Genomic DNA, 23,937 nt, shown 5'->3' with positions numbered 1-23,937 from the left:
GATGGCCTTGCCCAAGAAGCGTTGATTGGCGGGCATTGCGACACTCTTCACAGGAGAGTAAGGCCGCGAAGTATTGGAAATTAATCCGCTGTAACAAGAGGAATCGAGGTTGGCTGATAGCCGTGGCTCTTTATTCGAGAGCGCAAATAAGTTCGACTAATAGCGAAAAGATTATAAACCAGTATGACTAGTAATAGAGAATGTAACCAGGTCACTGTTAAATGAATAAAAATGGGAACTGTAACAAAAACACCTATACACCCCCCCAGGCTCAGGATTAAGGTCTTTTTTAAAGGAATTTTATTTTGCTGAACAAATACTAAAGTAGTTAAGGGTTGCTGCATAGCCCCAGCCGTCATCATAATAGGGAAAGCAACGACAGGCGATACATTCAGTAAAAATAACACGGCTTGCACCATCACAAATAAGCCAATACCCACGGAAGTTAAAGCGCCACAAATAATCATTGCAAAAAAACCAATAAAAAGTTTGCCAGAATGCAACGCGATCAGCTCACCACCGGCAGGTATTAAACGTAATTGATGACAGATTAGCAGGCCGATGATAATCACAAAACAACACATCATTGCCAGACGGATAGCTTGTTTACTTAAGTGCGTCACAATGACCCCGCCAACCAATCCCCCAAAACAAGTCCCCATTACCAACGTGACCAGTGTAGTAAGATCCACATCGATTAACTGCATGAAAAAGAGAGACTCTATCGTCCCTGGAATAACCTGAGCTCCATTGTTTACCGCGGGTAATTCATCATCGGGAAAAGTCCTCAGTATTTTAGCCAAGGTGACGTTTACAGCGAAGCTGCCAACACCAAGCGTATCTGCAATAAAGGCAATAACCCCGCTCACAGTGAGCTTTATATAATCCAAAATAGATAAGCGCACGGGAGGTTGCTTTCTTAGCTTGTACAACATGGCTATTATACAAACAAAAGTTAAAATTAATATTGCCAATATTATCAAAGAGATAGCCATTCGATTCCTAGCATACTGTTCGTTTTATGAACCCCAGAAGCATTGTGCCCTGACACGTCTAGTCTATGGCTCTTTTAGGGTGAATGCAGAAGGGTGAACACTGATTATACATCATTAATTCTTTCGGGCAAGCAAAAACAGAATAAATAAAAGTCTTTTTGTTTATATTATAAACTATCGGAAGTTTTATTAGTCTGCAAAGAGGGAGCATAAATTTTTTAACCCATTCAATAAATTGAAAAATTAGCGCAAAAACTCCCATTTACTCTATACAAGCAATAAGATGGGAGAAAAGGATAGGGCTTGTTAAAAATTCAAAGCTGCGTTGCACCAAATAATCGTTTAGCGATGCCAGCCACATGTCGGCCCTGAAAGCGGGCTATTCGTCGTTCAACGTCACTTGGCATACGACTGCCATCAGCCCCTGCTATGGTACCAGCCCCATAGGGTGAGCCACCACGCATAGCACTTAGATCAGTTAATCCTTTTTCAGAGTAGGGAGTGCCCACCAGGATCATGCCATGATGCATTAATGTATTCCAAAAAGATAAAATCGTTGATTCGTTGCCACCGCCAGTACCCGTGGATACAAATACACTACCAACTTTACCAATTAAAGAACCGTTTACCCACATCCCGCCCGTTTGATCAAGGAAATTACGCATTTGCGCGGCCATATTACCAAAGCGAGTAGGTGTTCCAAAAATAATAGCATCGTAATCGGCAAGTTCTGCCGGAGTTGCAATCGCCGCTTTTTGATCCAATTTAATACCCGCTTTTTTAGCAATCTCCTCGGGCATTGTTTCTGGTACCCGTTTTATTGCAACATCGACTTCCTTTACCTCTAAGGCCCCACTAGCAACTTCCTCCGCCATCATTTCGACATGGCCATAACTAGAATAATAAAGCACGAGCACTTTTGTCATTGGTCTCTCCTGGGTCAAAAACGATTATTGCGAAAATCCTCCAAAGCCTGCATCACTTCATCCTGTGTATTCATCACAAAGGGACCAAGCCTGGCAATGGGTTCTTTCAGTTTTTTTGCTGCAATGAGCAAGCACCGACTCTCTTTATCTCCACCTTGTAACAACAACTGCTCCCCGGCACTTAATATTGCTAATACGCCCTGCTTAACCCCTTGTCCCTGAACCATCACTTCGCCTGATAAAACATAAAGCATGGATTGATGGGTAACAGGGATGATTTGCTGTAGTTTTTGCTGATTTGGAAAACTAATATCAAAAAACAACGGCGAGGTTGCAATACCACTAATGGGAGAGGACGTTCCCATACTGGTCTTTCCTGCAATCACCTTAATCGTGGTACCCGAGCTATGTTTTTCTACGGGAAGTTGCATGGCTGTATATTCTTGGTAATGTGGCTCGGACCATTTCCGTTCAGCAGGCAAATTAAGCCATAGTTGCAAGCCGGTTAGACGGCCACTATGCTGTCTGGGCATTTCTGAATGAATAATACCTCGCCCGGCAGTCATCCACTGCACATCCCCAGGACCAATCGTACCTTGATGCCCCTGATTATCCTTGTGTGCCATTTGACCATGCAACATATAGGTGATTGTCTCAAAACCACGATGAGGATGCTCTGGAAAACCAGCAACATAATCCATTGCCTCGTCGCTATCAAAAAAATCAAACAATAAAATAGGCTCGTAATTATTCTGTCTATCCGCACCAATATAGCGTTGAAGTTTAACCCCGGCCCCTTCTCTCATTAAGGTTCCGGTAAGTAACTGCTCAATTTGTATGGTATTCATTGGGTTAACTCACAGATATAGAGAAATAAGCATAGTTGAAAATAACGAGTTTGCCCATGGATTATTTGTTCTATGGCAAAGCATAGTAAAAATTAGCCTTCCGTCTGAAGTAAAATAATCGCTTAAGAAATAGTAGAGGGATTGAAAGCTTGTCTCGAATTACAAAGAATGTGGTAGAATGGCAAAAATTTATTCTATGGAGTGAGGCGTGTTTCGCTTAAAGCTGGTCTTCGCTATGGTTGTTTATTTTGGGATTGTCCTCTTGGGGCATGCTGGTGAAATCGTCTTGAAAGATGTCAACGGCAAGCATATTCCTTTTTCCAGTTTGAAAGGTAAGTGGATATTTATTAATTACTGGGCCAGTTGGTGTAATCCTTGTCTGGATGAAATTGCCGAATTTAATCGTTTTTATCGTAATAAGAAAGATAAGGTAGCCCTCTTCGCAGTTAACTATGACATGCTGCCTGTAGAAAAGCAGCTGGATTTAATCAGGCAATACAATATTCGCTATCCAAGCCTGCAACATAATCCCGCAAGAGAGCTTCATTTAGGAAATATTCGTGGTGTACCAGTAACGTTTGTGTTTAACCCCCAGGGGGAATTAAGCGAGACCTTGTATGGCGGACAAACCCTAGCCAGTTTGAATCGGGTCATTAAGAATTCTTAGTACCTTCCATTACAGGGAATAAACGCGATTTTTGTGCCTCTGTTAGACGCACTTTTAACTGCCATCCGCCCTCTTCAGAGGTTGTTTCACTCAGCACAGCGCCTAATTGATATAATTGAGCGCGCAACTTTGCAGCACTGGCAGCAAGCAGGATTTCTTCTTCAATAAGGTCACCCTGCAATTGGGTGGCAATGGCCTCACGAAGCAAATCAAGGCCCGCGCCTGTTTTTGCAGAAACCCAAACTTTACAGCCTTCTTCTTGTCTGTCCAGTTTTGGTTGCCAGGCTTCTTGTTGATCAATTTTGTTAAAAACCTGAATAATAGGGATATCTTTTACCTCCAGCTCATCCAGGACCTGCTGAACAGCAAATACCGTATCCCGCCAATGTGGATCAGAAATATCAATCACATGCAGTAATAAATCAGCCTCTTGTGTTTCTTCAAGAGTGGCACGAAAAGCTTCTATTAAATGGTGAGGCAAATCACGAATAAAACCGACTGTATCCGTTAAAATAGCAGACGCAGCGCCAGGTAACTCCAATTTACGCATCGTCGGATCCAGAGTCGCGAACAACTGATCAGCAACATAAATCTGTTCACCGGTCAGCGCGTTGAATAAAGTAGACTTTCCAGCATTAGTATAACCAACCAGTGAGACAGTAGGCATAGCAAGCTTACGTCTGGCACGGCGATTTTGATCACGACTGCGCCTAACTTTTTCTAAACGTTTATGAATCGAACGAATGCGTTCACGCAATAACCGTCTATCTGTTTCTAACTGGGTTTCTCCAGGCCCGCGCAGACCAATTCCACCTTTTTGCCGCTCCAGGTGGGTCCAACCGCGCACTAAACGGGTCGATAAATGCTGTAACTGCGCTAATTCAACCTGTAATTTCCCCTCAAAGGTACGTGCCCGTTGTGCGAAAATATCCAGAATCAAACCGCTTCTATCCACTACACGGCACTGAAACAAGCGCTCCAGATTCCTTTCTTGTGAGGGTGAAAGTTCATGATTGACCAAAACGAGCTCTGCTTGCTGTTCTTTTACCAGTTGCTGAATTTCCTCTGCCTTACCAAGACCCACATAATATTTGGCCTCAGGTGTAGCGCGCGTGCCAAGCACGCAAGCCAGCACTTCAGCTTGCGCCGAAACCGCCAATTCCTTAAATTCAGCCAATGCCGTTCCGGCATCAACCCCAGGAAGCGCTAATTGCACGAGAATAGCGCGCTCACCACCTTGCGGACGTTCAAACAACTGCATTTTCCGGTAAAAAGAAGAACTTTTAGTCTGCCATATTTCCCTCTTCCTCACCAGCAGAAAAATTCACCAAACGTGAGGGAACTACGGTTGAAATGGCATGTTTGTATACCATTTGCGTCACCGAGTTTTTCAGCATCACAACATATTGATCGAAAGAATCAACAATACCATGTAATTTAATACCATTAACCAAAAACACAGAGACCGGAACCTTTTCCTTACGTAATGCATTTAAGAAAGGATCTTGTAGAAGATGATTTTTAGACATTGCCCACTCCTTATTATTATTTTCAGGCAACCACGTTCATTAGTATAGTCGTCATTTCACAATAAAACTTTAAGGTTTTGCAGCAACGATATGATCGCGTTGCATCCACCCTGGTTTTCGTTACTATAACAAAGGTTGTCCCAGTACCAATACAACATCTGCTGCACCATTAATAAGGAGAGATTTAAATGCCTAACTATTCCAGGGAAGAATTGCTAAAAATGGACCGACCTTATGAGCGCCTAGTTACTGATTTCGCTTCAATGTCGGCAAGTAGTGAGGGGTTAGCGCAATTATCGCGCAAGGAAAAACTTCATTTAGTGACAACAATGGTTTTGCAATGCCCAGCTGATGAACTTAATACGTTTAAATCCAAGCTTGAACGTTTAGAACCAATTACTGCCATTCACACCCTAACGACACAGGCATTGCAAATACGCACACTTATTGAAGCACTGAGCGAGCCTGCCACTCCCCAGGCACACACACTGCTTTTAGACAGTTTTAACACCGACCTATTTAACCAATTCCAGCTTTTAAGCCATACGCTGGTTAACCAACATTCTACTTTGCTGGCTAGTTCTTTAGTGGATAACCTGCCGCAAGAGCAAGAACATGAATTAATGACTAAACTGCGTTCAGCATTTTGCAATACACCCTTTTTGGAAACAATGGGGCAGGCTTTACTATTAAGACGGCAACTCGACTTATTAAAAGGGGAAACACCTTCCGAACTATTAAAAAGCCCGGAGTTTAATGTTGATTTGTTCCATAAATTCCATGTCTTGGTAACTCGTCACTTGGCATCAAAAACAGAAAGTATCGCTAAAAAATTAGCCATGGCACCACGAGGGGAGCTTTCCCAAATTGGCAGACATTTAGAAGGATTAACAAGAATGAGTCATGATACCGCTGGTTTATTTAGAGGACTAAGTTCTTCCTTTAGTGGATTTGCTGAAAGTCGTCGCCAAGAGACAGTGACTGCACCTGTTTCTATTGGAGCCAATTTTAATAATAGGTATGCAGAAGAGGCACGGAGAAGAAATCGAACTCCATCAGAAACAGACATGGAAATCGCTCATACCGAATCACAGCTCTCTTCGCCCACGCCATTTCAGTGACGAACAAGAGTTCCTGGAGCTGCCCTGCCTTGTAGAGCAGTTCCCTTTTAAACGAAAAATATGGTATCCTATTGAACAATTAGTGTAACGAATGCCAGAGAAACGATGAAAAATGTATTTATTGCATTGTTAACCGTTCTATTCCTTCCTGTCGCTGCGCTCATGAGCTTTGCACTGATTGCCCTTACCCTGGCAGCCGTAATTCTCTTTTCGCCATTGCTTGTTTTAGGTGGCTCTATTTTATCAGGCTCTTACCTCTCGGAAAAAATTACTGACTGGCTTTTCCCGACAGTGTCTATCTCTATAGAAGAATTTAGAAAACGAGGAAATACTCCCTTGTTTACTTCACTGGGCTTAACACTGCTATTGATTCCCTTAGCAGCGCTACCGGTAGCCGCATTCGGGGTGGTCGTTGGCGCCTTGGTCACGGTATTATCAATTCCTATATTGGCTTTATCCGGGGCTTTTTGGACAGCAGAACAGATTGTGAATCTTATCTCTCCCGAGCCTGTTGTTGAAGCGCCGGTTGAACATAGCTACCATCAACTTGCTCCAATAGAAGAATCTCTTTACCAACCATCCGGGAGGAAGCCTCTTGACCATGCTAAGGAAGAAGAACCGTCTTCTCATTATTCAAAAGGCTTACGCTTTTTTGCTCCCTTATTGAACTGTTTACGATCTCTTGGAGGGTATGCGGATTCGGCAGATGTGGAATGCGCCAAGCGCAAAGGACCATCCCCATAAAGAACCCGGAATTAAAGATAACATCCAGATAATATCGTTATTCCTTTAAGATATTTCTTACAAATCACCCAGCAAATTCCACCATGACATACTCTCGGGACGCGCCTATACTTGATCACATAAGGAACGACATGGACAGTCTGACAGGATGTCGATTAAATGGACCAGCACACTGGACGTGCTTCGCCGCAAGGATGCGGCTTTTTTTTATCTTATCTACCCCATATACAGACCAACCATTCATATCTCCTCTTTTCTTTAAACTAATAAGCAGGTTTCTATAAGGGCAAAATTTGCAGGGAAATGGCTTAAAGGGATCGCGGCTAACGGGTTTACTGACTAACACCAGATTCACCAGCGTCATAGCCTGAAAGTAACATTTGCCAGAGACTTCTTAGTCGAGGCGAATGATTTAAATCCGTGTTTGATAATTTCTCAATCGAGTGTCTTAGTCTTTGCAAATTACTTTTTTTCCATGACTGCCCTCTCCTAAATCGCCCCTTATCAAAATCAATTAGATAAACTCCTGATTCTGAAATCAAAATGTTATGGCAATTTAAATCGGCATGATAAACACCATAGTCATGGAACTGGCGAATAAGGCGGCCTACTTCAAACCATAATTTCCCGTTAGGGCTTCCTAAGTGTTGGGCAAAAGACTTGGCGTGAGGAACACGCTCAATAATAATTTCAGCGTGATACCAGCCATAGGCCACTTTCCGATAGGCCGCTGCAATCGGCCTAGGTACGTTCAGACCTGCCTGATGGAGTTTGGTCAGAAGACGCAATTCACGAAAAGCGCGAACGAAATACTGATTAAGAAATAAATGGGCTCTCTTGGTAATATGCACGACTAATCCGCCACGACCATAAAGGCGTAAAACCCAGTCACCTTCTGGTCGCGCAATAAACCACGCCATACCCCGTCCACCAGCCATTATCGGCAAGGCATTTTTACCCCAAAAAGAGGGCTGAAACCAAAGGGGGTTTATTTTATCGACAAATTCCTCACACACCAGCATTGTAGCGTTAGATTGTTTCATCATTAGCGGATCGGCGTACTGCACACTCATCATTGGCAAACATCTATAAGTAAAACAGACTGATTTTGGCCATCATAATTGCACCTTCGTTCCGGCAAGTAAATATTTTAAATACGTGTTACGTGTTTGCACTTGCCTAATCAATGGAAATAAGCGATAAGAGCATTATTTTCATAACCTGTTGGCCTGAAAAAATGAAGCCTGTTAATATTTTGTGTATTAAATGGGGGCAGAAATACAGTGCAAACTATGTAAATGTTCTGTATTCAATGGTTAAGCGTAATCTAAGACGCCCTTTTCGCTTTATTTGTCTAACCGATGATAGCAGTGATATTCGCCAGGAAGTGGAAATAAAACCAATTCCCCTGGTTGGTTTTTCTGATTTTGATCAACGGAAAAAATGGACCTTACAACATGGCTGGTTAAAATTAACCTGTTTTGCCAACCCTCTCTATGATTTGGAAGGAGAAACCTTATTTCTTGATTTAGATATTGTTATCGTAGGCAATTTAGATGATTTTTTTACAGTTGAGGGAGATTTTTTAGTCATAAGGGAATGGGATAAATCGGATGGAACCGGGAATACCTCTGTCTTTAAATTTACGATAGGCCAACATCAAGATCTCTTGGAATCCTTGCAAAGGGCTCCTTATGGGCTTAAAAAAGTCCGTAATGAACAAGAGTACTGTACTCAGTTTATCGCCAAACAAGGTAAATTAAGTTATTGGCCTCTTGGATGGTGTCAAAGCTTTAAACGTCATTGCCTGCCATCATTTCCCAGCAATTTTTACAGGCAGGCACAATTGCCAAAAGAAGCCAAAGTCATTGTTTTTCATGGCAAGCCCAATCCACATGAAGCAGTTCTTGGCAAAAGTGGTAAATGGTATCGTAAGGTTCTTCCCGTTAGTTGGATTGAGGAGTATTGGTATTGAGAAACAGCTAGCATGAGTTGGATTACAGTTTCCAGCGTCTATGCGACCATAACCACTGTTCAGGATGAATCAAAATGAGTTTCTCCAAAATCTGATTATAAAGTCGGGTATTATAATAGATAGCCTCTTCCGGTACTGTATATTGCAACCATTCCAATTGCGGATAGAATTCCAGGACATGCTTCCCATTCTTCAGGCGGGAACAAGCCAAAGGGACAACAGGCGCACCACTTCGATGTGCCAAAGAGGCCAGACTGCGGTATGTACCGGCTTCTTTTGTAAAAAATTCCACGGCAATCCCCTGCTTGCTCTCAAGAGGCCCATGCTGATCCATCGGAAAAAGTACGGCGTGGTTTGCTGCCAACGCCCGATAAATTTTGCGAAGCCCCCCTTTTTTGTCAATCACTTTCAGACCATTTTTATGCCAACGTCGAAACAAAAGATTTTCTAGAAATTTATTCTTTATCTTTTTGCGAATAACATAGAATTCCCCTTTAAAGCCGGGAATAGTTTGAAGCCCTATAACGGGGGTAAACTCCCAACTACCCAAGTGCCCCGTCAATAGGAGAATACCCTTTTGTTGCTTGGCTGCCTCTAACAAATGGTTAATACCACGAATTTCAATTTTTCCTTCCAATTGAGTCCTACTTTGAAAGGATAATAGAAAGAATACTTCCTTAATAATCTTTGCGAGATGGGCATAAAAGGCCAAGGCCAACCGCTTTTTTTCTTTTATTGAAAGGGTTTGCTGAAATACCAAATCAATATTTTGTCTTACAATTTTTCTTCTAATAGGAAGGCAATAATAAAGAAAATAACCCGCTAAACTGACAGGCAACTGACCAGGATCTTTTCCTATTTCTACCATTCTTAAGTACCATGGCTATTTTTTAAGTTTTTATAATTCCAACGCTTATAAGGCCAAATCCATTGCTCCGGGCGACGCATTATTATTTTTTCTAAAACCTCATTATAAATCTGTGTATTATGATTGATAGCCTCATTTTTGTCTGAATATTCTTGCCATTCGACCTCCGGATAAAATTCGGCTATATGCTTGATTTTACCGAGACGGTAGAAAGCGACTGGAATCACCGCAGCACCCGTGCGCCGGACCAAGGTAGCCAGACTACGATAGCTACCCGTTTTATGGCCAAAGAAATCGACCATAACTTTTGTTCTTACATTTTTACGCCCTTGTTGATCCATGACAAAAAAAATAATTCCATTCGCCCCAAGAACCTTACGTACCTGATGCATCGCACCTTTATTAGGGATAATTTTTACTCCCCCCTTTTGATAGCGCTGAAATAAGATTTTTTCGAGCCATTTGATTTTTAAGGCCTTGCGAATACAGTGGATTTGACTATTAAGTATTTTAAGCTTAGGAAAAGAGATTAGTGGGCCAATTTCACAATTGCCAAGATGAGTACACAGCAGGAGTACCCCCTTTTGCTTTTCAATGGCGGTTATAAGATGCTCAACACCATGCATTTCAAACTGCTCTTGCAAACGCTTCTGCATAAAAGGAAACAGGATAATTTCCTTAAAAGAACGCACAAGGTGTGAATAGTAGGCCATTGCCATACGTTTTTTTTCTTTATGGTTTAGTGTGCGTTGGAAAACCAACTCAATATTCTTTACGACCACCTTTTTTTTATAGGGGAGAAAATAATAAAGAAAGCGACCTGTCCAACTGACTTGCGGCTTATCAAATTCCTTTTTTATTTCAATCATTTTGACTTCCATAAATCTAGTAATCCGTTTGCCTGGATGGTTTTTTTAAGTTTACTAACTTTTTTAAAAAAGCAACCTGCCGGTGCCAACTCCATAAAGGCACAGCGGGATATCCGGCCATCTTTGCCCCCGGCTCAACATTTTTGGTTACTAAACTTTTTGCAAAGATAGTTGCACCATCACCTATCTTCAAATGGCCAATAACTGCAACCTGCCCGGCCAGGGTCACGAACTGACCTAACTCGGTACTGCCAGCGACACCTACCTGAGCAACCAGAACGGAGCCTTTACCAATTTTTGCATTGTGCCCAATTTGCACCAAATTATCGAATCTACAGAGATCCTCAATGACTGTATCATTGAGAGAGCCACGATCAATGCAGGTATTTGCGCCTATTTCAACGTCATTTCCGATAATGACCCGGCCTAAATGAGGAATCTTATAATGCCCGTCTCTATCACTGGCAAAACCGAATCCATCCTGACCTATCCTTGCCCCAGGATAAATGATCGTTTTGTTTCCTATGATGGCATTAGCAATACTGACATTATTTTCAATAAGACACGCTTTACCGATTACAACCCCATCACCAATATACGTGTTGACCCCTATTTTAGAGCCTTTACCAATAACCACTTGCTCACCAATATAAGCACCAGGTTCAACGATACATTCTTCGCCAATAGTGGCAGTAGCAGAAATATAAGCCTTCTCTGAGATAAACCCCTTTTTCTCATCATTAGGCAAATAAAGTGCTTGGGCAATCAAAGCATAGGCTTTGTAAGGATTCTCATGGACAAGTAAACGCATAGTCTTTGGTGCTAAAGCAACATAGGCCGGCGAAATAATACACGCCCCAGCTGCAGAGTTTTTCAAAGCATGCAGGTATTTTTTATGGTGCAAAACACAAAGTTGCGTTTCATTGGCTTCGCTTAATGAGGCCAATCCCTGTACCACAAAGGAAGAGTCCCCAGCTTGAATATTAAAAAGTTGTGCACCAGAAATGGTTGCTAACTCCTCAAGAGTTAAAGCTTTACAATCTCCATTCAATTTTTTACATCTCATAAACTGGTTCTCTTCCAGGGGAGTCATTTAACCTATCAACGGTAAATTCCCCGATTGGCATGACGCAGGAATTGCAGCAAATAGTCGATATGTTCACTGTTAGGTAATTCCTGCTCCATTAGTTCAATGGCTTCGTTTAAAGTTAACCCCGAGTTATAAAGAATTTTATAAGCCCGTTGAATTTGCATACGCTCTTCTGACGTAAAATCATTTCGTCGTAACCGGGTAAAATTAACCCCATAACATTTTGCTGGATTCCCTTTTACTAGCGCATAAGGCGGCACATCTTTCGCTATCATGCTATTGGCGCCGATCATGGCCAAACGTCCAAGTTTGACAAATTGATGAATGCCGCTCAAAGCACCAATCGTCACCCAGTCCTCCATAATAACGTGACCACCAATTCCTGCAGCATGGGCTAGAACATTATGAGCACCTATGTGCACATCATGAGCCACATGCACATAAGACATAATCAAATTATTGTTACCGATACGAGTTTCGCCGCCACCACCTGTTGTACCGCGACTAATCGTGGCATATTCACGAATGATATTGTCATCACCGATAGTCAGTTTACTTTTTTCTCCATTAAATTTTAGATCTTGGGGAACATTACCGACTATCGCACCATGGTAAATCTGATTTCGCTTACCAATGGCAGTCCAACCTTCAATGACCACGTGGGCACCAATACTTGTACCCTCATCGATACAGACATGATCACCGATAATTGTGTAAGGGCCGATCTCAACATCTGCCGCAATCTGTGCATGACGTGAAACAAGTGCTGTTGGGTGAATTTTAGGATACATAACCACAACATTGTCACGATGATGTGCCTGATCTAACGGACTCATAAGCACGGTGTCACCTCCTTTACAACGCTACACTTCACTCAGAAAGGCAAAAATCATTCATGTAAACTCAGAAATTTTATCGCTATTGTTTGATGAAAGAAGTGGAGCATGGCTCGATTGATCAAGCCATGCTCAAGTATGATTAACAAAAATAGCTAAGTTTTATAAAAATATTTCTTACCATAAAATGCTGATTTATACGTAATTTATTGGCATTTTCGGGGTGTGAATAGGAATCAGCATTTAACTGGGGCAAGTATTGCTCTGAACCAATCCCCCCCTCGATTTGGAAGATACTGTTATTGGGTACATCAAAATTACCTGCGACAGAGATATTACCTGCTAAAACAGGTGCGATCCAAACGTTAGAGTCTGTTGCTTGGTTAAATTGATAAATACCGTTCGCAGGCAGGGACCCTATGGGAAAATTAGTTGTCAGTGTTTCGCGCCACTCATTATCATAAGCACCAACCAGCAAAGAGGCTGAAACATCACCACCTAGACTTATATAACGGTTAAAAAACCATCGCGCACCCATACCAATCCGCGGACCGATACCATAATATTTGGCCTCGTAATTAATCCCATCTCGAACAGGCTCGCTAGCGCCAAAATTCGGTATTATGGTCCCCGCGTAAACAGCATCAAACCGTTTGGTAAAATAGGCCGCCTTAATACCAAAAAATCGGGAAAATTGAATATTTTCGTAATTTTCTGCATTAAAAAACCGACGAGTAATTAAATCACCTGTTTGGTAGGAGAATTTTGTCTTCACTGAAGCCACTGCGGCGCCATTTAAGTTCTGAGCACCAAAATTGGCAATCTGCGATAAAGTATTAACGAGTACTCCGGGCGTTGTTGTGTTGTAAACATCCCTTCGCCCTCTCGTTGATAAATAAGAATAACTTAAAACAACATCATTAAATGGGTTGAAGCGATAACCTGCACTAGCAGCAATACCCCAATTGGAATCGTTATCAGGAAAATGGGTTTTTACATAAGTGGTATTATTTCCGCTACCAATTGTTTTTGCCATATATAATTTGCGAATCCCCTCATCATTAATTGCACCGTAGAAAGGGGTCACGCTCAAAGAATATCCTGGGGGTGCTGGTTCCTTTTCTACGTTTCCGACTGTCCCAGCGTACAAATTTGTGGTGTTTAGCGCAGTTAAAAGCAACACAGAAAAAGTGCTTAACTTACTGTACATATCTGATTTACTCCTTTAATTCAGTCAAAATAACAAGTCTAGATCCCGGAAAGGCTTAGGCATCATAGCAGCTTTATTTTTTCTATCCAACACTCTTTTTCAGCGCGAAAATTGGCAGGGTGACAAAATTAAATCGCTGATTAATTTTCTTTGTTAAAAACTACTTTGGCGCTATGCTCTAGCTCTTTCAAAGGGCTGCATACACTTGTCCGATTTAGTCGAGCTTAAAAGGAACATTCATGCGTTCTAATCATTTGCAACCAGAAATTATTGACGCGGTGATTACTTGGGTTAACGGAAATGAACCTATTTATAAGCAAAAGCTCCTCCATTATTTGACGCAAACCACATTCGTTCATGAGGAAGCAATAAGCCCAACGCGCTTTGGAGAGGTCGGTGAACTCGAATTCTGTCTTGTTTCGCTGTTTCGTTTTGCACCCTGGCTAAGGCATATCTACTTGGTTACTGATAACCAAACACCGGCATTACTTAGCAAATTTGCCGGGACTGACTATGAGCATCGAATTCATCTTATCGATCATAAAGTAATTTTTTCTGAATTTTCCGATGCTCTGCCTACTTTTAATAGCAGGACAATAGAGTCTCTGCTCTGGCGTATTCCTGGGTTAGCGGAAAAATTTCTCTACCTCAACGATGATTTTTTTCTTATCAGACCGGTCTCCCCGGAGAATTTTTTTCACTATAACAAGGTGGTATTGCGCGGTGAGTGGAAAAAGCAACAACCGCATAGCTTGTATTACCGAATACGAATGGCATTGAAAGCGTTTAAACAAAAATATCGTCCTAAGAAAGTACATGTTCCTAAACACTCATTAGCACAAATAAAAGCAGCACAATTGCTCGGCCATACAGAGAACTATTTCTACCTCTATCACAGCCCGCATAGTCTTCGCCTTTCGACGCTGGCAAATTATTTTTCTAACCATGTCGAACAATTAGCGTTTAATATTAATTTTCGTTTCCGCCATGCCGAACAATTTCTGACAACTGCCCTTGCCTCTCATCTTGAAATTGCAAAAAATAATGTTGTCTTTGAAGATAAATTACGTTGTTTGCAGTTGAAATTATCCGCACAATCCTTGCGGCATGTAAAACGGCAACTTGCCGATGCTGACAGGGATAACAATGTCGCTTTTGTTTGTATACAAAGTCTCGATAGCGTGCCTTTGTTAACACAGAACACCCTTTTTTCCTGGCTTGACAAAAGAGTCGGCTCTTTGGATTCCTTCCTGGCTAACCAACCGGTGGAAGCGTGTATTCCAGATTAATTGCTTACTGGTTTAGAGAGTCAGTTAAAATTTCTAAATGCCTTTGCAGAAAGGTGTGTAGCTTGGGAATGATTAGTTCAGGGAGATAGTGTTCATAAAGCTGAAGACTCTCTTGTTTTAATCGTCGATAGGATTTGTTGTTAATTAGTTCTGGCTTAAAATCTTCCATACTAATGGATACATTTCTAATGCCATCTTCAAAGGTAGCCCAATCTTTTTTGGAGATTGCGGGTGAAAAAATTGAAAACGAGGGTTTATTGAGTGCTTTGGCTATATTAACAGCCCCTCCTTCATTTCCCACAATCAGATCGCATTGGTCCATGATAATAATAAACTCCCTTAAATCTTGCCCTATTAAATTAAAAGAAAGCTTTGCTTTTGTAGTCTTTGTACAACCATTATAAACGTAACTTGCCTGGCTAGCTTGTTGGGGAAGGTAGTTGAATAAAATATTCACATCATAGTTTTTTGCAATTTCATTAATTAAGACAAGCATATAATCTAATGGATACGTTTTCCTGGCAGAACTACCCAGCAAACTAACCATAATTGTTTTCCGCGTTATTTTTACTTCATGTTTTATAAACAGTTCTTCTGCTTTTTTTCTTTCATTGGGAGTCAAAAAAATTTTGGGTACTGGATCCAAATCAATATTCAATGATAAGGGATTGAGTAAGGATAGCTTTTTCTGAATGATCACGCCGAGATGAGGATGAGAAAATCGCGCAAAGGGGACAGGATCGGTATATAAAAAATTTCTTGCCCTTTTTTTGTGTGAAATGCGTCTATTTGCCCCGCTAAGCAGAACAATAATCCAGCTTTCCAGTTTCGAATAAGCATCAATGATTAAATCATAATTTCGTTTTCTTATCGCAAATGCTAATTTTAAAAACTCTATTTTGCTTTTTCTGTGTTTGCGTCTGAATAGGACTAAGCGATCAATACTTTTGTTACCACGTAATACTGATTCCGTCGCCTCATGAATTAAATAGTCTATTTTTGCTGTAGGAAGTCCTCTACGCAAATTATCGCAAAGTATACTGCCAACTAATACATCACCGATTGCTTTGTGCTGTATGACCAATATCTTCATAGGAAATTTTTTATTATGCGCTGTGTTTTTTTAAAGATCCAAAAGCGCCTGAGCTTAGTGAATTTATGTAATAACTGTTCTCTTTGCGGGTCTAAAGGTTCTTCACAAAGTAACTTCCAGCATTTATAAACACCTGAAATATCAAAATTTTCCAATACTGTCCGTAATTTCTTAGGCAGGTAGTTCGTTCTTAGACTGGATTGAAAGTCAATTAGATAGGGTGCTCCATCTTCTCCATGAATAACATTACCCAGATTTCTTAAATCTAAATGCACTTGACCTCTACAATGCATAGCCCGCACTCTCTTTTCCATTTCCATAAAAAAACTTTTTGGAAGGCGTTGCCTATTTCTATGAATCTTTCTAAGAGACTCACCGGATATATAAGAAAAAGCGACTGTGTATCCATCAAGAAGTAAAACCCTGCTCGTAATACCAGCGAGTCCCATAAGCCGATTTAAACAATGATATTCAATTCTGGCAACTGTTCTCGCCACTAAGCATTTTATCCACCAGGGACAATGTTCAAAACTCTTTATTGTTAGCTCTACCCCTCCCCAGGTATACCTGAATACACGGGCATTCGTATAGCTACCACTGCGTAGAAGTATTAATTTCTCTTTGGGTATATTTGGCCAATAGAGTGGGTCGTTTTTATCCTTAATACGCATACTATCGTTTTAAGCCATCTCAATTGTGAAAACCAGCCATGACGTAGGTCAATTTAACCTGGATTGCCAATAGATTCATACCATTGAAGAAATTGGCAGAAGGTTGCTATAAAAACTACTTTCTGCCTGGTACAGGTATCTTTTACACATCAATATTTTCGGCATCCAACGCATTGCTTTCAATAAATTCTCGTCGCGGCTCAACATTATCGCCCATCAAGGTCGTAAAGATTTCATCAGCAGCGACAGCATCTTCGACACTCACTTGTAGCATACGTCTAACTTCAGGATCCATCGTCGTTTCCCAAAGTTGTTCTGGATTCATTTCCCCAAGACCTTTATACCGTTGTACGGTTTGTCCTCGTTTTGCTTCATCCATCAACCAGTTGATAACCTCTTCAAAAGACTCTATTGCTTGTGTCCGTTCACCACGCTTGATCACAGCACCTTCTTCAATGAGAGATACCAGTTTTGTTCCCAAGCTGGACATTTCTTTGTAGTCCTTCGAGAAGAAAAATTCGGTATTTAGCAAAATGGGATTGACGAGGCCATGCTGGGTAACCATCACGCGAGGGACGTAATAGCCATTTTCGTTATTATGAATGACATCGACAGCATATTGGTGAGTTTTGCTCCCTAACTGCTGTAAACCCGTATGGAGTTGTTTTGCCCAGTTACTAATCATTTCTTGATTGTTAAAATTATCATGCTGCAATGCGGGTAAATAAAGTATTCTTTTGAGAATTTCTGCACTATAACGCCTTGCTTGACGCTTTATAATCTTCTCAACCCGTCTATATTGCCGCACTAACTCTTCCAGAGCCTGAGATGAGATTGCAGGAATCCCTTTGCCCGGGAAAAATTCAGCATTATCCAATGCCGACTGCGTTAAGTATTCAAATAAGGCATCATCATCTTTAACATACTGCTCTTGCTTACCGCGCTTAACTTTATATAAAGGGGGTTGGGCGATATAAATGTAGCCGCGTTCAACCAGCTCCGGTGTCTGGCGGTAGAAAAAGGTCAGCAATAGGGTGCGAATATGTGCACCATCGACGTCGGCGTCAGTCATAATAATAATACGGTGATAGCGAATTTTATCCGGATCGTATTCATCAGGACCGATACCACAGCCTAATGCTGTGATAAGTGTAGCCACTTCCTGGGAAGAGAGCATTTTATCAAAACGCGCTTTCTCCACGTTGAGGATTTTACCCTTGAGCGGCAGAATTGCCTGGAACTTCCGATCACGGCCTTGTTTTGCAGAACCGCCTGCTGAATCTCCCTCAACGATATACAATTCAGAAAGGGCAGGATCTTTTTCCTGACAATCCGCTAATTTCCCTGGTAGACCAGCAATATCGAGCGCACCCTTGCGTCGAGTCATTTCACGTGCGCGACGCGCTGCTTCGCGAGCTCTTGCTGCATCAATAATTTTACCGACAATCGATTTGGCAATTGCTGGGTTTTCTAAAAGAAAATCATTTAATTTTTCAGCCACCAGCGATTCTACCGCTGCTTTCACCTCCGATGAAACCAGTTTGTCTTTGGTTTGTGATGAAAACTTTGGATCAGGAACTTTGACAGATAATACGGCAGTTAGACCTTCACGCGCATCGTCACCAGTAGTGGTAATTTTTGCTTTTTTAGCAAACCCTTCATTCTCTATATAGGTATTCAGTGTCCGTGTTAATGCAGCTCGGAAGCCTGCCAAGTGAGTACCACCATCGCGCTGAGGAATATTGTTGGTAAAGCAAAATATAGTTTCCTGAAACGAATCATTCCACTGTAGCGAAAGGTCTACACTAATGTTGTCTTTAACACCGCTTAGTGAGAAGACGATCGGCATAATAGGTGTTTTATTACGATTCAGGTGTTCAACAAAAGCTTGAATTCCTCCTTCATAGCGGAAAGTATCTTGCTTTTGAGACCGTTCGTCGTAAAGATAGATGCAAACGCCAGAGTTAAGGAAAGAGAGTTCTCTTAACCGTTTGGCAAGTATATCGTAATGGAATTCAATATTGTTAAAGGTGTTGGCACTTGGTTTAAACCAAACTTGTGTCCCTGTTGCAGTTGCATCCCCTGTCACTGCAAGGGGTGCGTCAGGAACACCATTACGGTAGTGTTGTTCGTGCAGCTTTCCATTACGGCGAATCGATAAATGCAATTCTTCTGAAAGGGCATTAACAACAGAGACCCCTACACCATGAAGTCCGCCAGAAACCTTGTAAGAGTTATCATCAAATTTTCCACCTGCATGTAAAATTGTCATGATAACTTCTGCCGCTGAACGGCCTTCTTCTTTATGAATATCAACCGGAATTCCGCGACCGTCGTCTTTAACAGTGATTGATTCATCGGCATGAATGGTGACGCGGATTTCCTTGCAGTGGCCAGCCAAGGCTTCATCGATGGAGTTATCTACAACCTCAAAAACCATATGATGCAAACCAGTGCCATCGTCGGTATCACCTATGTACATACCTGGACGTTTTCTAACTGCATCCAGGCCTTTTAAAACTTTGATATTCGACGAATCGTAACTGGCGTCAACGCTCATAAAGATCCTCTTTACCTATGGCTGTAACAAATTGGCTATTATACCACTAGTTGAAGCCATTTTGTATGATTCATCTTGCCATACTTATGCTGAGTTTCCCCCCCCCAGCCATTTTCCTGTTTCACGTGAAACAGCTTACTATTCCTTCCTGCAGAAATGAGTAATTTAGCTAAATTGTAAATTACGCTCTGCTTCGACCCTGGGCACGATAGCAGGTCCACCTGCCAGTGAGTTAGTAGGTGCAAAGAGTGAATCGACGCACGAGGTTGGCGAGGAAAGTACCTTTAATCTTGGCAAACCCAATTTTGTCATTGCGTTTTCAACAAAACTGGTAACATGATCTGTCAGTACCTTTAAGCTCACCTTTTCAATAGTATGGAAGGGGTGCTCAGGATCACTCTGATAACGATGGAGTAAATGCAACTTCATTTTATTATCGTGGAAAACAGAGATAGTCAGTCTGCTATGAATTTTATCCTGCAAAAAATTGGCTATGGCAGTGGCAGCAGGCAAGTTATTGATACCGGCAAACCAGTGTCCATAGGAGTCTATAACAAGGCAGTTACCCCAACTGGAAACGTCATCCAGTATGCTCCCTGCTGCTCGTTCAAAGACAACAAATTCATGATTATAGGGAGTACCGTGAATCTCAAGCATTGTATTTTCAACATGAGGCCCCTTATTAACACCATAAAGGCTCAATAGCGCCAAACTGACCAGGGTGGCATGTTCCTGACAGCCATTAAGTCCCTGCCGAAATGCACTCATGACGCAAAATATTAAAGCTTCATACGTGCAAATCGCTTTGATTGCTAGATTGATATTCTCTAGCAGTTCCGCTTTCTCATTTTGCAGATTGACTCCCTTATATCTTGTGGGTAAATTTCCACTCATTTCCAATACTGCTTGTTGTGCTTCGGCTACTTCCGAAGCAAGTTTTTTTGAAATGGATAACGTCAGGGAATCGTGTAATCCATACACTTTTTCTCTGGCTTTCGTATCATTTTTAATAAGCCGTGCTTCAAGGAAGTCAAATAATTCCTTTAGTGATGCTAAATCAATACTCATGATATCACTTGTGGTTAATGCACTAAATTCACTATTTTGCCTCAAATTTCCGTGCATGTGAAATGGCCATTTTTAATAGAAAAAATGTTGTAATTAATCCATTTGTTCTCAACAAAAAGGCTGTCAAAATTAATACAGGTAATGAAGAATTGTCCCGGAATTGTTTTAATTAGTTTAAATAAATTATTAATATGTGATTGATCTAATTCCGAAGAAATATCATCGCAGAGATAAAGACAACGTTTAGTTATTAATTTTGCCTGTGCCAGTTTTAATGCAAAGAGAATAATTTTTTGTTGCCCACGTGACAGATACTGCTTCGCTTGCAAATTATCACAATTCACAATCAGATCGGCTTGATGTGCCCCGTACTGCGTAAATTGTCGATATAGGTCACTCTCATAGCTATCAGTTAGGACGACTGATAAGTGTTTGCCGCTCCCTCGTCTATCCCATCCTTTATAGTAAGCCAGGGATGCTTTAAGCTCTGTGAGCTGGCTTAATAAAAGTTGGAACTCTCTATTGAGTTCAACAAAATATTGCCCGCGTAAGTTGTCTAACTGTTCAGAGAGCGTTACCAGCAGGTTATCCCAGGGTACTAGCTGCCTTGGGGATGCTTTTTGCCGTAACAGACTATTTCTTTGTTTTAGTACTCTTCGAAAGTCTTTCCATAACGAATGATACGCTTGTTTCACGTGAAACAATCCCCAATCCAATAAACTACGACGGATAGATGGACCGGCATCAATAATCTGAAAAATATCCTGGTAAAAAACCTGACAAGGCAAAAAATAAGCTAATTCACTACTACTTTGACAAGGAGATGAATTAATACGAACTTGTGTTGGCGAAAGAAGAGATTTCTGTATACTGACCGTTTGTTCATCATCCGCTCTGGCAAAAACCGTCAGACAGTCAGATGACTCTCTCACCAGGGGTGAAATTTCTCTTGTGCGAAAAGAGTGGCCACTGCCCAAAAGGTAAATAGCCTCTAAAAAAGAAGTCTTTCCACTACCATTAGCACCAACAATAATATTGAGATGAGGGTGAAGATCCAAACGTGCAGATTCAATATTACGAAGGTTGTTGATCTGCAAATGGGCAAGACTCATAATTTCATAGGCATGATAACATATTGGTAATGTTCATCCTGTACTGACTCAACCAAAATACTACTATCAGTAGTCGACATTGATAAACGTATCAATCCTTCAGGAACAAAATTTAAAACATCAAGCAGGTAGCCCGCATTAATTCCAATTTTTAATTCATTACCATCGGTGTGAGCTTCCAGTGACTCCATCGCTTCCTCTTGTTCCTGATTATTTGCAACTAACGTAAGGAGAGCCGGTTGAACATGCAGCAACACAGCACGCGACTTCTCATGAGCCAGAATAGCAATTCGAGCGAGTGCCCTTTTAAGCACATCACGGTCTAAGAGCACAAATTTATCTTGTTCTTTAGGAATAGCCTTGGCATAGGGAGGAAAGCGGGCTTCAATCAGTCTGGATTGGAAGGTATATTCCTGGCTAGACAATTTAAAGTAATTCTTGCCGGCAGCAATGCCTATTTGCTCATCTGATATATTATTGAGCAATCGAAGCATTTCCTGGACACCCTTCTTGGGTAGTAAAAAGCGATGATGCGACACGATGGAATCACAAGGTAAACGACATACTGCCATGCGATGACCATCAGTAGCAACCGCAGTGATTGCATTTGCATCTAACTCAAGAAGCAATCCATTTAAAAAAACTCGTACATCCTGTTGCGACATAGCAAAATGGGTAGATTGCAGCAAATGAATGAGATCAGTACGCGATAAGGAGAATTCAACCTCGCTAACTTCATTCTCGCTCGAGGGAAAATCATCCGCAGGCAACGTGGCAAGTTTAAATTTACTGCGCGCAGCACTAATAACGACGGTGCTCTCCTTCATCGTAATCGTTGGGCAGGCATCATCATCAAGCGAACGAATAATATCAATAAATTTTTTCGCAGGAACCGTTATCTTTCCTGTGGAGTGACTCATATTGCAGTTAATAAGCGCTGTAATTTCCATCTCTAGATCAGTCGCTGTTATAAACAAACGATTATCATTCAAGGAAAGCAAAAAATTAGACAAAATAGCCAAAGATTGTTTCTTATCAACCGCACCGGCAACTGTCAACAAAGGAGTAAGTAGTTGTTCTTTAGTAAGAGTCAGATCGAACATGGTTAATCCCTCAAGATGACAAAGTACGCATTAAATTCTTGTAGTCTTCGGCAAAATCAGTTTCATCCTGAATTAATTCTTTGACTTTACGGCATGCATGAATAACAGTGGTGTGATCGCGCCCACCAAAATGATCGCCAATTTCAGGTAAACTGTGATTAGTCAACTCTTTTGCCAAAGCCATGGCCATTTGCCGCGGACGAGCGATCGAACGACTCCGTCTTTTGGATAATAAATCAGCAACTTTGACCTTATAGTACTCTGCAACTGTTTTTTGAATATTCTCAATGGTAACTAATTTATCTTGCAGCGCAAGCAGATCACGTAAAGCTTCGTGTACAAAATCAATAGTAATCGGTTTGCCAGTAAAATGAGCATTTGCAATAACACGACGCAACGCACCTTCCAACTCACGTACATTGGAACGAATACGCTTCGCAATAAAAAAAGCAACTTCATAGGGAAGTTCAATATTAGATTGCTCTGCCTTGCTAATTAAAATAGCGACTCGCGTTTCAAGTTCTGGAGGCTCCACAGCAACAGTTAATCCCCAGCCAAAACGGGATTTAAGACGCTCTTCAACCCCTTCAATCTCTTTTGGATAACGATCAGAGGTAAGAATAATTTGCTGCTGTCCCTCCAATAAGGCATTGAAAGTATGAAAAAACTCTTCCTGAGATCGATCTTTGCCAGCAAAAAATTGGATATCATCGATTAATAGTGCATTGAGAGAACGATAAAAACGCTTAAATTCATTAATTGAATTCGTTTGTAATGCCTTGACCATATCAGCCACAAAGCGCTCGGAATGGAGGTAAAGAACCTTGGCTTCAGGATTATTTTTTAAGATAGTATTACCAATGGCATGCATTAAGTGAGTTTTACCTAAGCCCACTCCACCATAGATAAATAAAGGATTATAGGCATCACCAGGACGCTCAGCTACTTGCAGGGAAGCAGCACGGGCTAATTGGTTTGAGTTACCTTCAACAAAACTATCGAAAAGGAACTTCTTATTAAGGTAGCTGTTCTTATAATCAGCCGCTTTCTTTGGTATTACCTTGGCAGTATTTGTCTGTGTTTTTAAAGGTTGAACATCCGTATCAACAGGCTGGGCTACTTTAGTACCAATCTCTATACTAACCATCGAAACAGTATCACCACCAAATTGGCTAACCAGCTCTTTGATTCTTGAATAAAAATTTTTCTTTACCCAATCGACTACAAAACGATTGGGAGCCAGCAACACAAGACCATTATCCTGTATTTCCGCTTGTAAGGGGCGTAACCAGGTATTGAATTGCTGAACGGGGTATTCCTCTTTTAACAGCCCCAAACACTTCTGCCAAACATTTGCAGACAC

General features: G+C 41.3%; 23 protein-coding genes. 5 read left to right on the top strand and 18 right to left on the bottom strand.

Going from position 1 to position 23,937, the window contains the following annotated elements:
- Nucleotides 1-80: 80 nt before the first annotated feature.
- From DYC89_RS00120 to DYC89_RS00105, 3 genes are all read right to left on the bottom strand, one after another.
- Entirely contained in the window at nucleotides 81-995 is a 915-nt protein-coding gene (locus DYC89_RS00120) for a sulfite exporter TauE/SafE family protein (protein WP_115219957.1), read from the bottom strand.
- A 314-nt stretch (nucleotides 996-1,309) separates the two neighbouring features.
- Complete coding sequence (gene wrbA / locus DYC89_RS00110) at nucleotides 1,310-1,921, bottom strand: NAD(P)H:quinone oxidoreductase (RefSeq protein WP_115219955.1); 612 nt, start codon at nucleotides 1,919-1,921, stop codon at nucleotides 1,310-1,312.
- Between the two features lie 14 nt (nucleotides 1,922-1,935).
- A complete protein-coding gene (locus tag DYC89_RS00105; RefSeq protein ID WP_115219954.1) occupies nucleotides 1,936-2,769 on the bottom strand; it encodes a pirin family protein in 834 nt (277 codons plus the stop codon).
- Between the two features lie 208 nt (nucleotides 2,770-2,977).
- On the opposite strand from DYC89_RS00105, the gene DYC89_RS00100 reads away from it, so the two are divergent.
- The gene (locus DYC89_RS00100; protein WP_115219953.1) at nucleotides 2,978-3,436 is read left to right on the top strand and encodes a TlpA family protein disulfide reductase; all 459 of its coding nucleotides are present in this window, start codon (nucleotides 2,978-2,980) and stop codon (nucleotides 3,434-3,436) included.
- Here the strand turns inward: DYC89_RS00100 and hflX are convergent.
- Entirely contained in the window at nucleotides 3,423-4,691 is a 1,269-nt protein-coding gene (gene hflX / locus DYC89_RS00095) for a ribosome rescue GTPase HflX (RefSeq protein ID WP_181879284.1), read from the bottom strand. The two genes, DYC89_RS00100 and hflX, sit on opposite strands and share 14 nt — an antisense overlap.
- 28 nt (nucleotides 4,692-4,719) lie before the next feature.
- Entirely contained in the window at nucleotides 4,720-4,965 is a 246-nt protein-coding gene (gene hfq, locus DYC89_RS00090) for an RNA chaperone Hfq (protein ID WP_115219951.1), read from the bottom strand.
- A gap of 188 nt (nucleotides 4,966-5,153) precedes the next feature.
- Here hfq and DYC89_RS00085 point away from each other — a divergent pair, with 188 nt between their 5' ends.
- Together DYC89_RS00085 and DYC89_RS00080 are read left to right on the top strand one after the other, a co-directional pair.
- Nucleotides 5,154-6,086, top strand: coding sequence for a hypothetical protein (locus DYC89_RS00085; RefSeq protein WP_115219950.1), 933 nt, complete (start codon nucleotides 5,154-5,156; stop codon nucleotides 6,084-6,086).
- Nucleotides 6,087-6,191: 105 nt separating this feature from the next.
- Nucleotides 6,192-6,830: a hypothetical protein gene (locus DYC89_RS00080; protein ID WP_115219949.1), complete on the top strand. Its 639-nt coding sequence runs from the start codon at nucleotides 6,192-6,194 to the stop codon at nucleotides 6,828-6,830.
- Nucleotides 6,831-7,162: 332 nt separating this feature from the next.
- Here DYC89_RS00080 and DYC89_RS00075 read toward each other — a convergent pair whose 3' ends face one another.
- Entirely contained in the window at nucleotides 7,163-7,906 is a 744-nt protein-coding gene (locus DYC89_RS00075) for a 3-deoxy-D-manno-octulosonic acid kinase (RefSeq protein WP_115219948.1), read from the bottom strand.
- Between the two features lie 161 nt (nucleotides 7,907-8,067).
- Here DYC89_RS00075 and DYC89_RS00070 point away from each other — a divergent pair, with 161 nt between their 5' ends.
- Nucleotides 8,068-8,805, top strand: coding sequence for a glycosyltransferase (locus DYC89_RS00070; protein WP_181879283.1), 738 nt, complete (start codon nucleotides 8,068-8,070; stop codon nucleotides 8,803-8,805).
- A 22-nt stretch (nucleotides 8,806-8,827) separates the two neighbouring features.
- Here the strand turns inward: DYC89_RS00070 and DYC89_RS00065 are convergent, their stop codons facing one another.
- The 5 genes from DYC89_RS00065 to DYC89_RS00045 form a co-directional block, all read right to left on the bottom strand.
- The gene (locus DYC89_RS00065; RefSeq protein ID WP_115219946.1) at nucleotides 8,828-9,673 is read right to left on the bottom strand and encodes a lysophospholipid acyltransferase family protein; all 846 of its coding nucleotides are present in this window, start codon (nucleotides 9,671-9,673) and stop codon (nucleotides 8,828-8,830) included.
- Between the two features lie 2 nt (nucleotides 9,674-9,675).
- Complete coding sequence (locus DYC89_RS00060; protein ID WP_181879282.1) at nucleotides 9,676-10,542, bottom strand: lysophospholipid acyltransferase family protein; 867 nt, start codon at nucleotides 10,540-10,542, stop codon at nucleotides 9,676-9,678.
- Between the two features lie 16 nt (nucleotides 10,543-10,558).
- Nucleotides 10,559-11,608 (bottom strand): UDP-3-O-(3-hydroxymyristoyl)glucosamine N-acyltransferase, encoded by a 1,050-nt coding sequence (gene lpxD, locus DYC89_RS00055; protein WP_115222597.1) that lies wholly within the window; start codon nucleotides 11,606-11,608, stop codon nucleotides 10,559-10,561.
- 35 nt (nucleotides 11,609-11,643) lie between these two features.
- Nucleotides 11,644-12,474 (bottom strand): acyl-ACP--UDP-N-acetylglucosamine O-acyltransferase, encoded by an 831-nt coding sequence (gene lpxA / locus DYC89_RS00050; protein ID WP_220271763.1) that lies wholly within the window; start codon nucleotides 12,472-12,474, stop codon nucleotides 11,644-11,646.
- A gap of 136 nt (nucleotides 12,475-12,610) precedes the next feature.
- Nucleotides 12,611-13,678: an Lpg1974 family pore-forming outer membrane protein gene (locus DYC89_RS00045; protein ID WP_115219943.1), complete on the bottom strand. Its 1,068-nt coding sequence runs from the start codon at nucleotides 13,676-13,678 to the stop codon at nucleotides 12,611-12,613.
- A gap of 239 nt (nucleotides 13,679-13,917) precedes the next feature.
- Here DYC89_RS00045 and DYC89_RS00040 point away from each other — a divergent pair, with 239 nt between their 5' ends.
- Nucleotides 13,918-14,967 carry a Stealth CR1 domain-containing protein gene (locus tag DYC89_RS00040; protein WP_115219942.1) on the top strand — a complete coding sequence of 350 codons (1,050 nt, stop codon included), beginning with the start codon at nucleotides 13,918-13,920 and terminating at the stop codon, nucleotides 14,965-14,967.
- A 4-nt stretch (nucleotides 14,968-14,971) separates the two neighbouring features.
- Here DYC89_RS00040 and DYC89_RS00035 read toward each other — a convergent pair whose 3' ends face one another.
- The 7 genes from DYC89_RS00035 to dnaA all read right to left on the bottom strand — a co-directional run bounded on the left by DYC89_RS00035 (nucleotide 14,972) and on the right by dnaA (nucleotide 23,937).
- Nucleotides 14,972-16,060: a glycosyltransferase family 9 protein gene (locus tag DYC89_RS00035; RefSeq protein WP_115219941.1), complete on the bottom strand. Its 1,089-nt coding sequence runs from the start codon at nucleotides 16,058-16,060 to the stop codon at nucleotides 14,972-14,974.
- The gene (locus tag DYC89_RS00030; protein WP_115219940.1) at nucleotides 16,057-16,731 is read right to left on the bottom strand and encodes a hypothetical protein; all 675 of its coding nucleotides are present in this window, start codon (nucleotides 16,729-16,731) and stop codon (nucleotides 16,057-16,059) included. The genes DYC89_RS00035 and DYC89_RS00030 overlap by 4 nt, the downstream gene beginning before the upstream one ends.
- Nucleotides 16,732-16,873: 142 nt before the next feature.
- Nucleotides 16,874-19,291, bottom strand: coding sequence for a DNA topoisomerase (ATP-hydrolyzing) subunit B (gene gyrB / locus DYC89_RS00025; RefSeq protein WP_115219939.1), 2,418 nt, complete (start codon nucleotides 19,289-19,291; stop codon nucleotides 16,874-16,876).
- Nucleotides 19,292-19,456: 165 nt separating this feature from the next.
- Complete coding sequence (locus DYC89_RS00020) at nucleotides 19,457-20,359, bottom strand: hypothetical protein (protein WP_181879281.1); 903 nt, start codon at nucleotides 20,357-20,359, stop codon at nucleotides 19,457-19,459.
- A 41-nt stretch (nucleotides 20,360-20,400) separates the two neighbouring features.
- Nucleotides 20,401-21,471: a DNA replication/repair protein RecF gene (gene recF, locus DYC89_RS00015; RefSeq protein ID WP_115219937.1), complete on the bottom strand. Its 1,071-nt coding sequence runs from the start codon at nucleotides 21,469-21,471 to the stop codon at nucleotides 20,401-20,403.
- Complete coding sequence (gene dnaN / locus DYC89_RS00010; RefSeq protein WP_115219936.1) at nucleotides 21,468-22,574, bottom strand: DNA polymerase III subunit beta; 1,107 nt, start codon at nucleotides 22,572-22,574, stop codon at nucleotides 21,468-21,470. The genes recF and dnaN overlap by 4 nt, the downstream gene beginning before the upstream one ends.
- A 10-nt stretch (nucleotides 22,575-22,584) precedes the next feature.
- The gene (gene dnaA, locus DYC89_RS00005) at nucleotides 22,585-23,937 is read right to left on the bottom strand and encodes a chromosomal replication initiator protein DnaA (protein ID WP_115219935.1); all 1,353 of its coding nucleotides are present in this window, start codon (nucleotides 23,935-23,937) and stop codon (nucleotides 22,585-22,587) included.

This window comes from Legionella donaldsonii (genome assembly GCF_900452385.1).
Taxonomy (GTDB): Bacteria; Pseudomonadota; Gammaproteobacteria; order Legionellales; family Legionellaceae; genus Tatlockia; species Tatlockia donaldsonii.
Note: the sequence above shows the minus strand (reverse complement) of the source record. Positions and strands in the feature narration are given on the sequence as shown.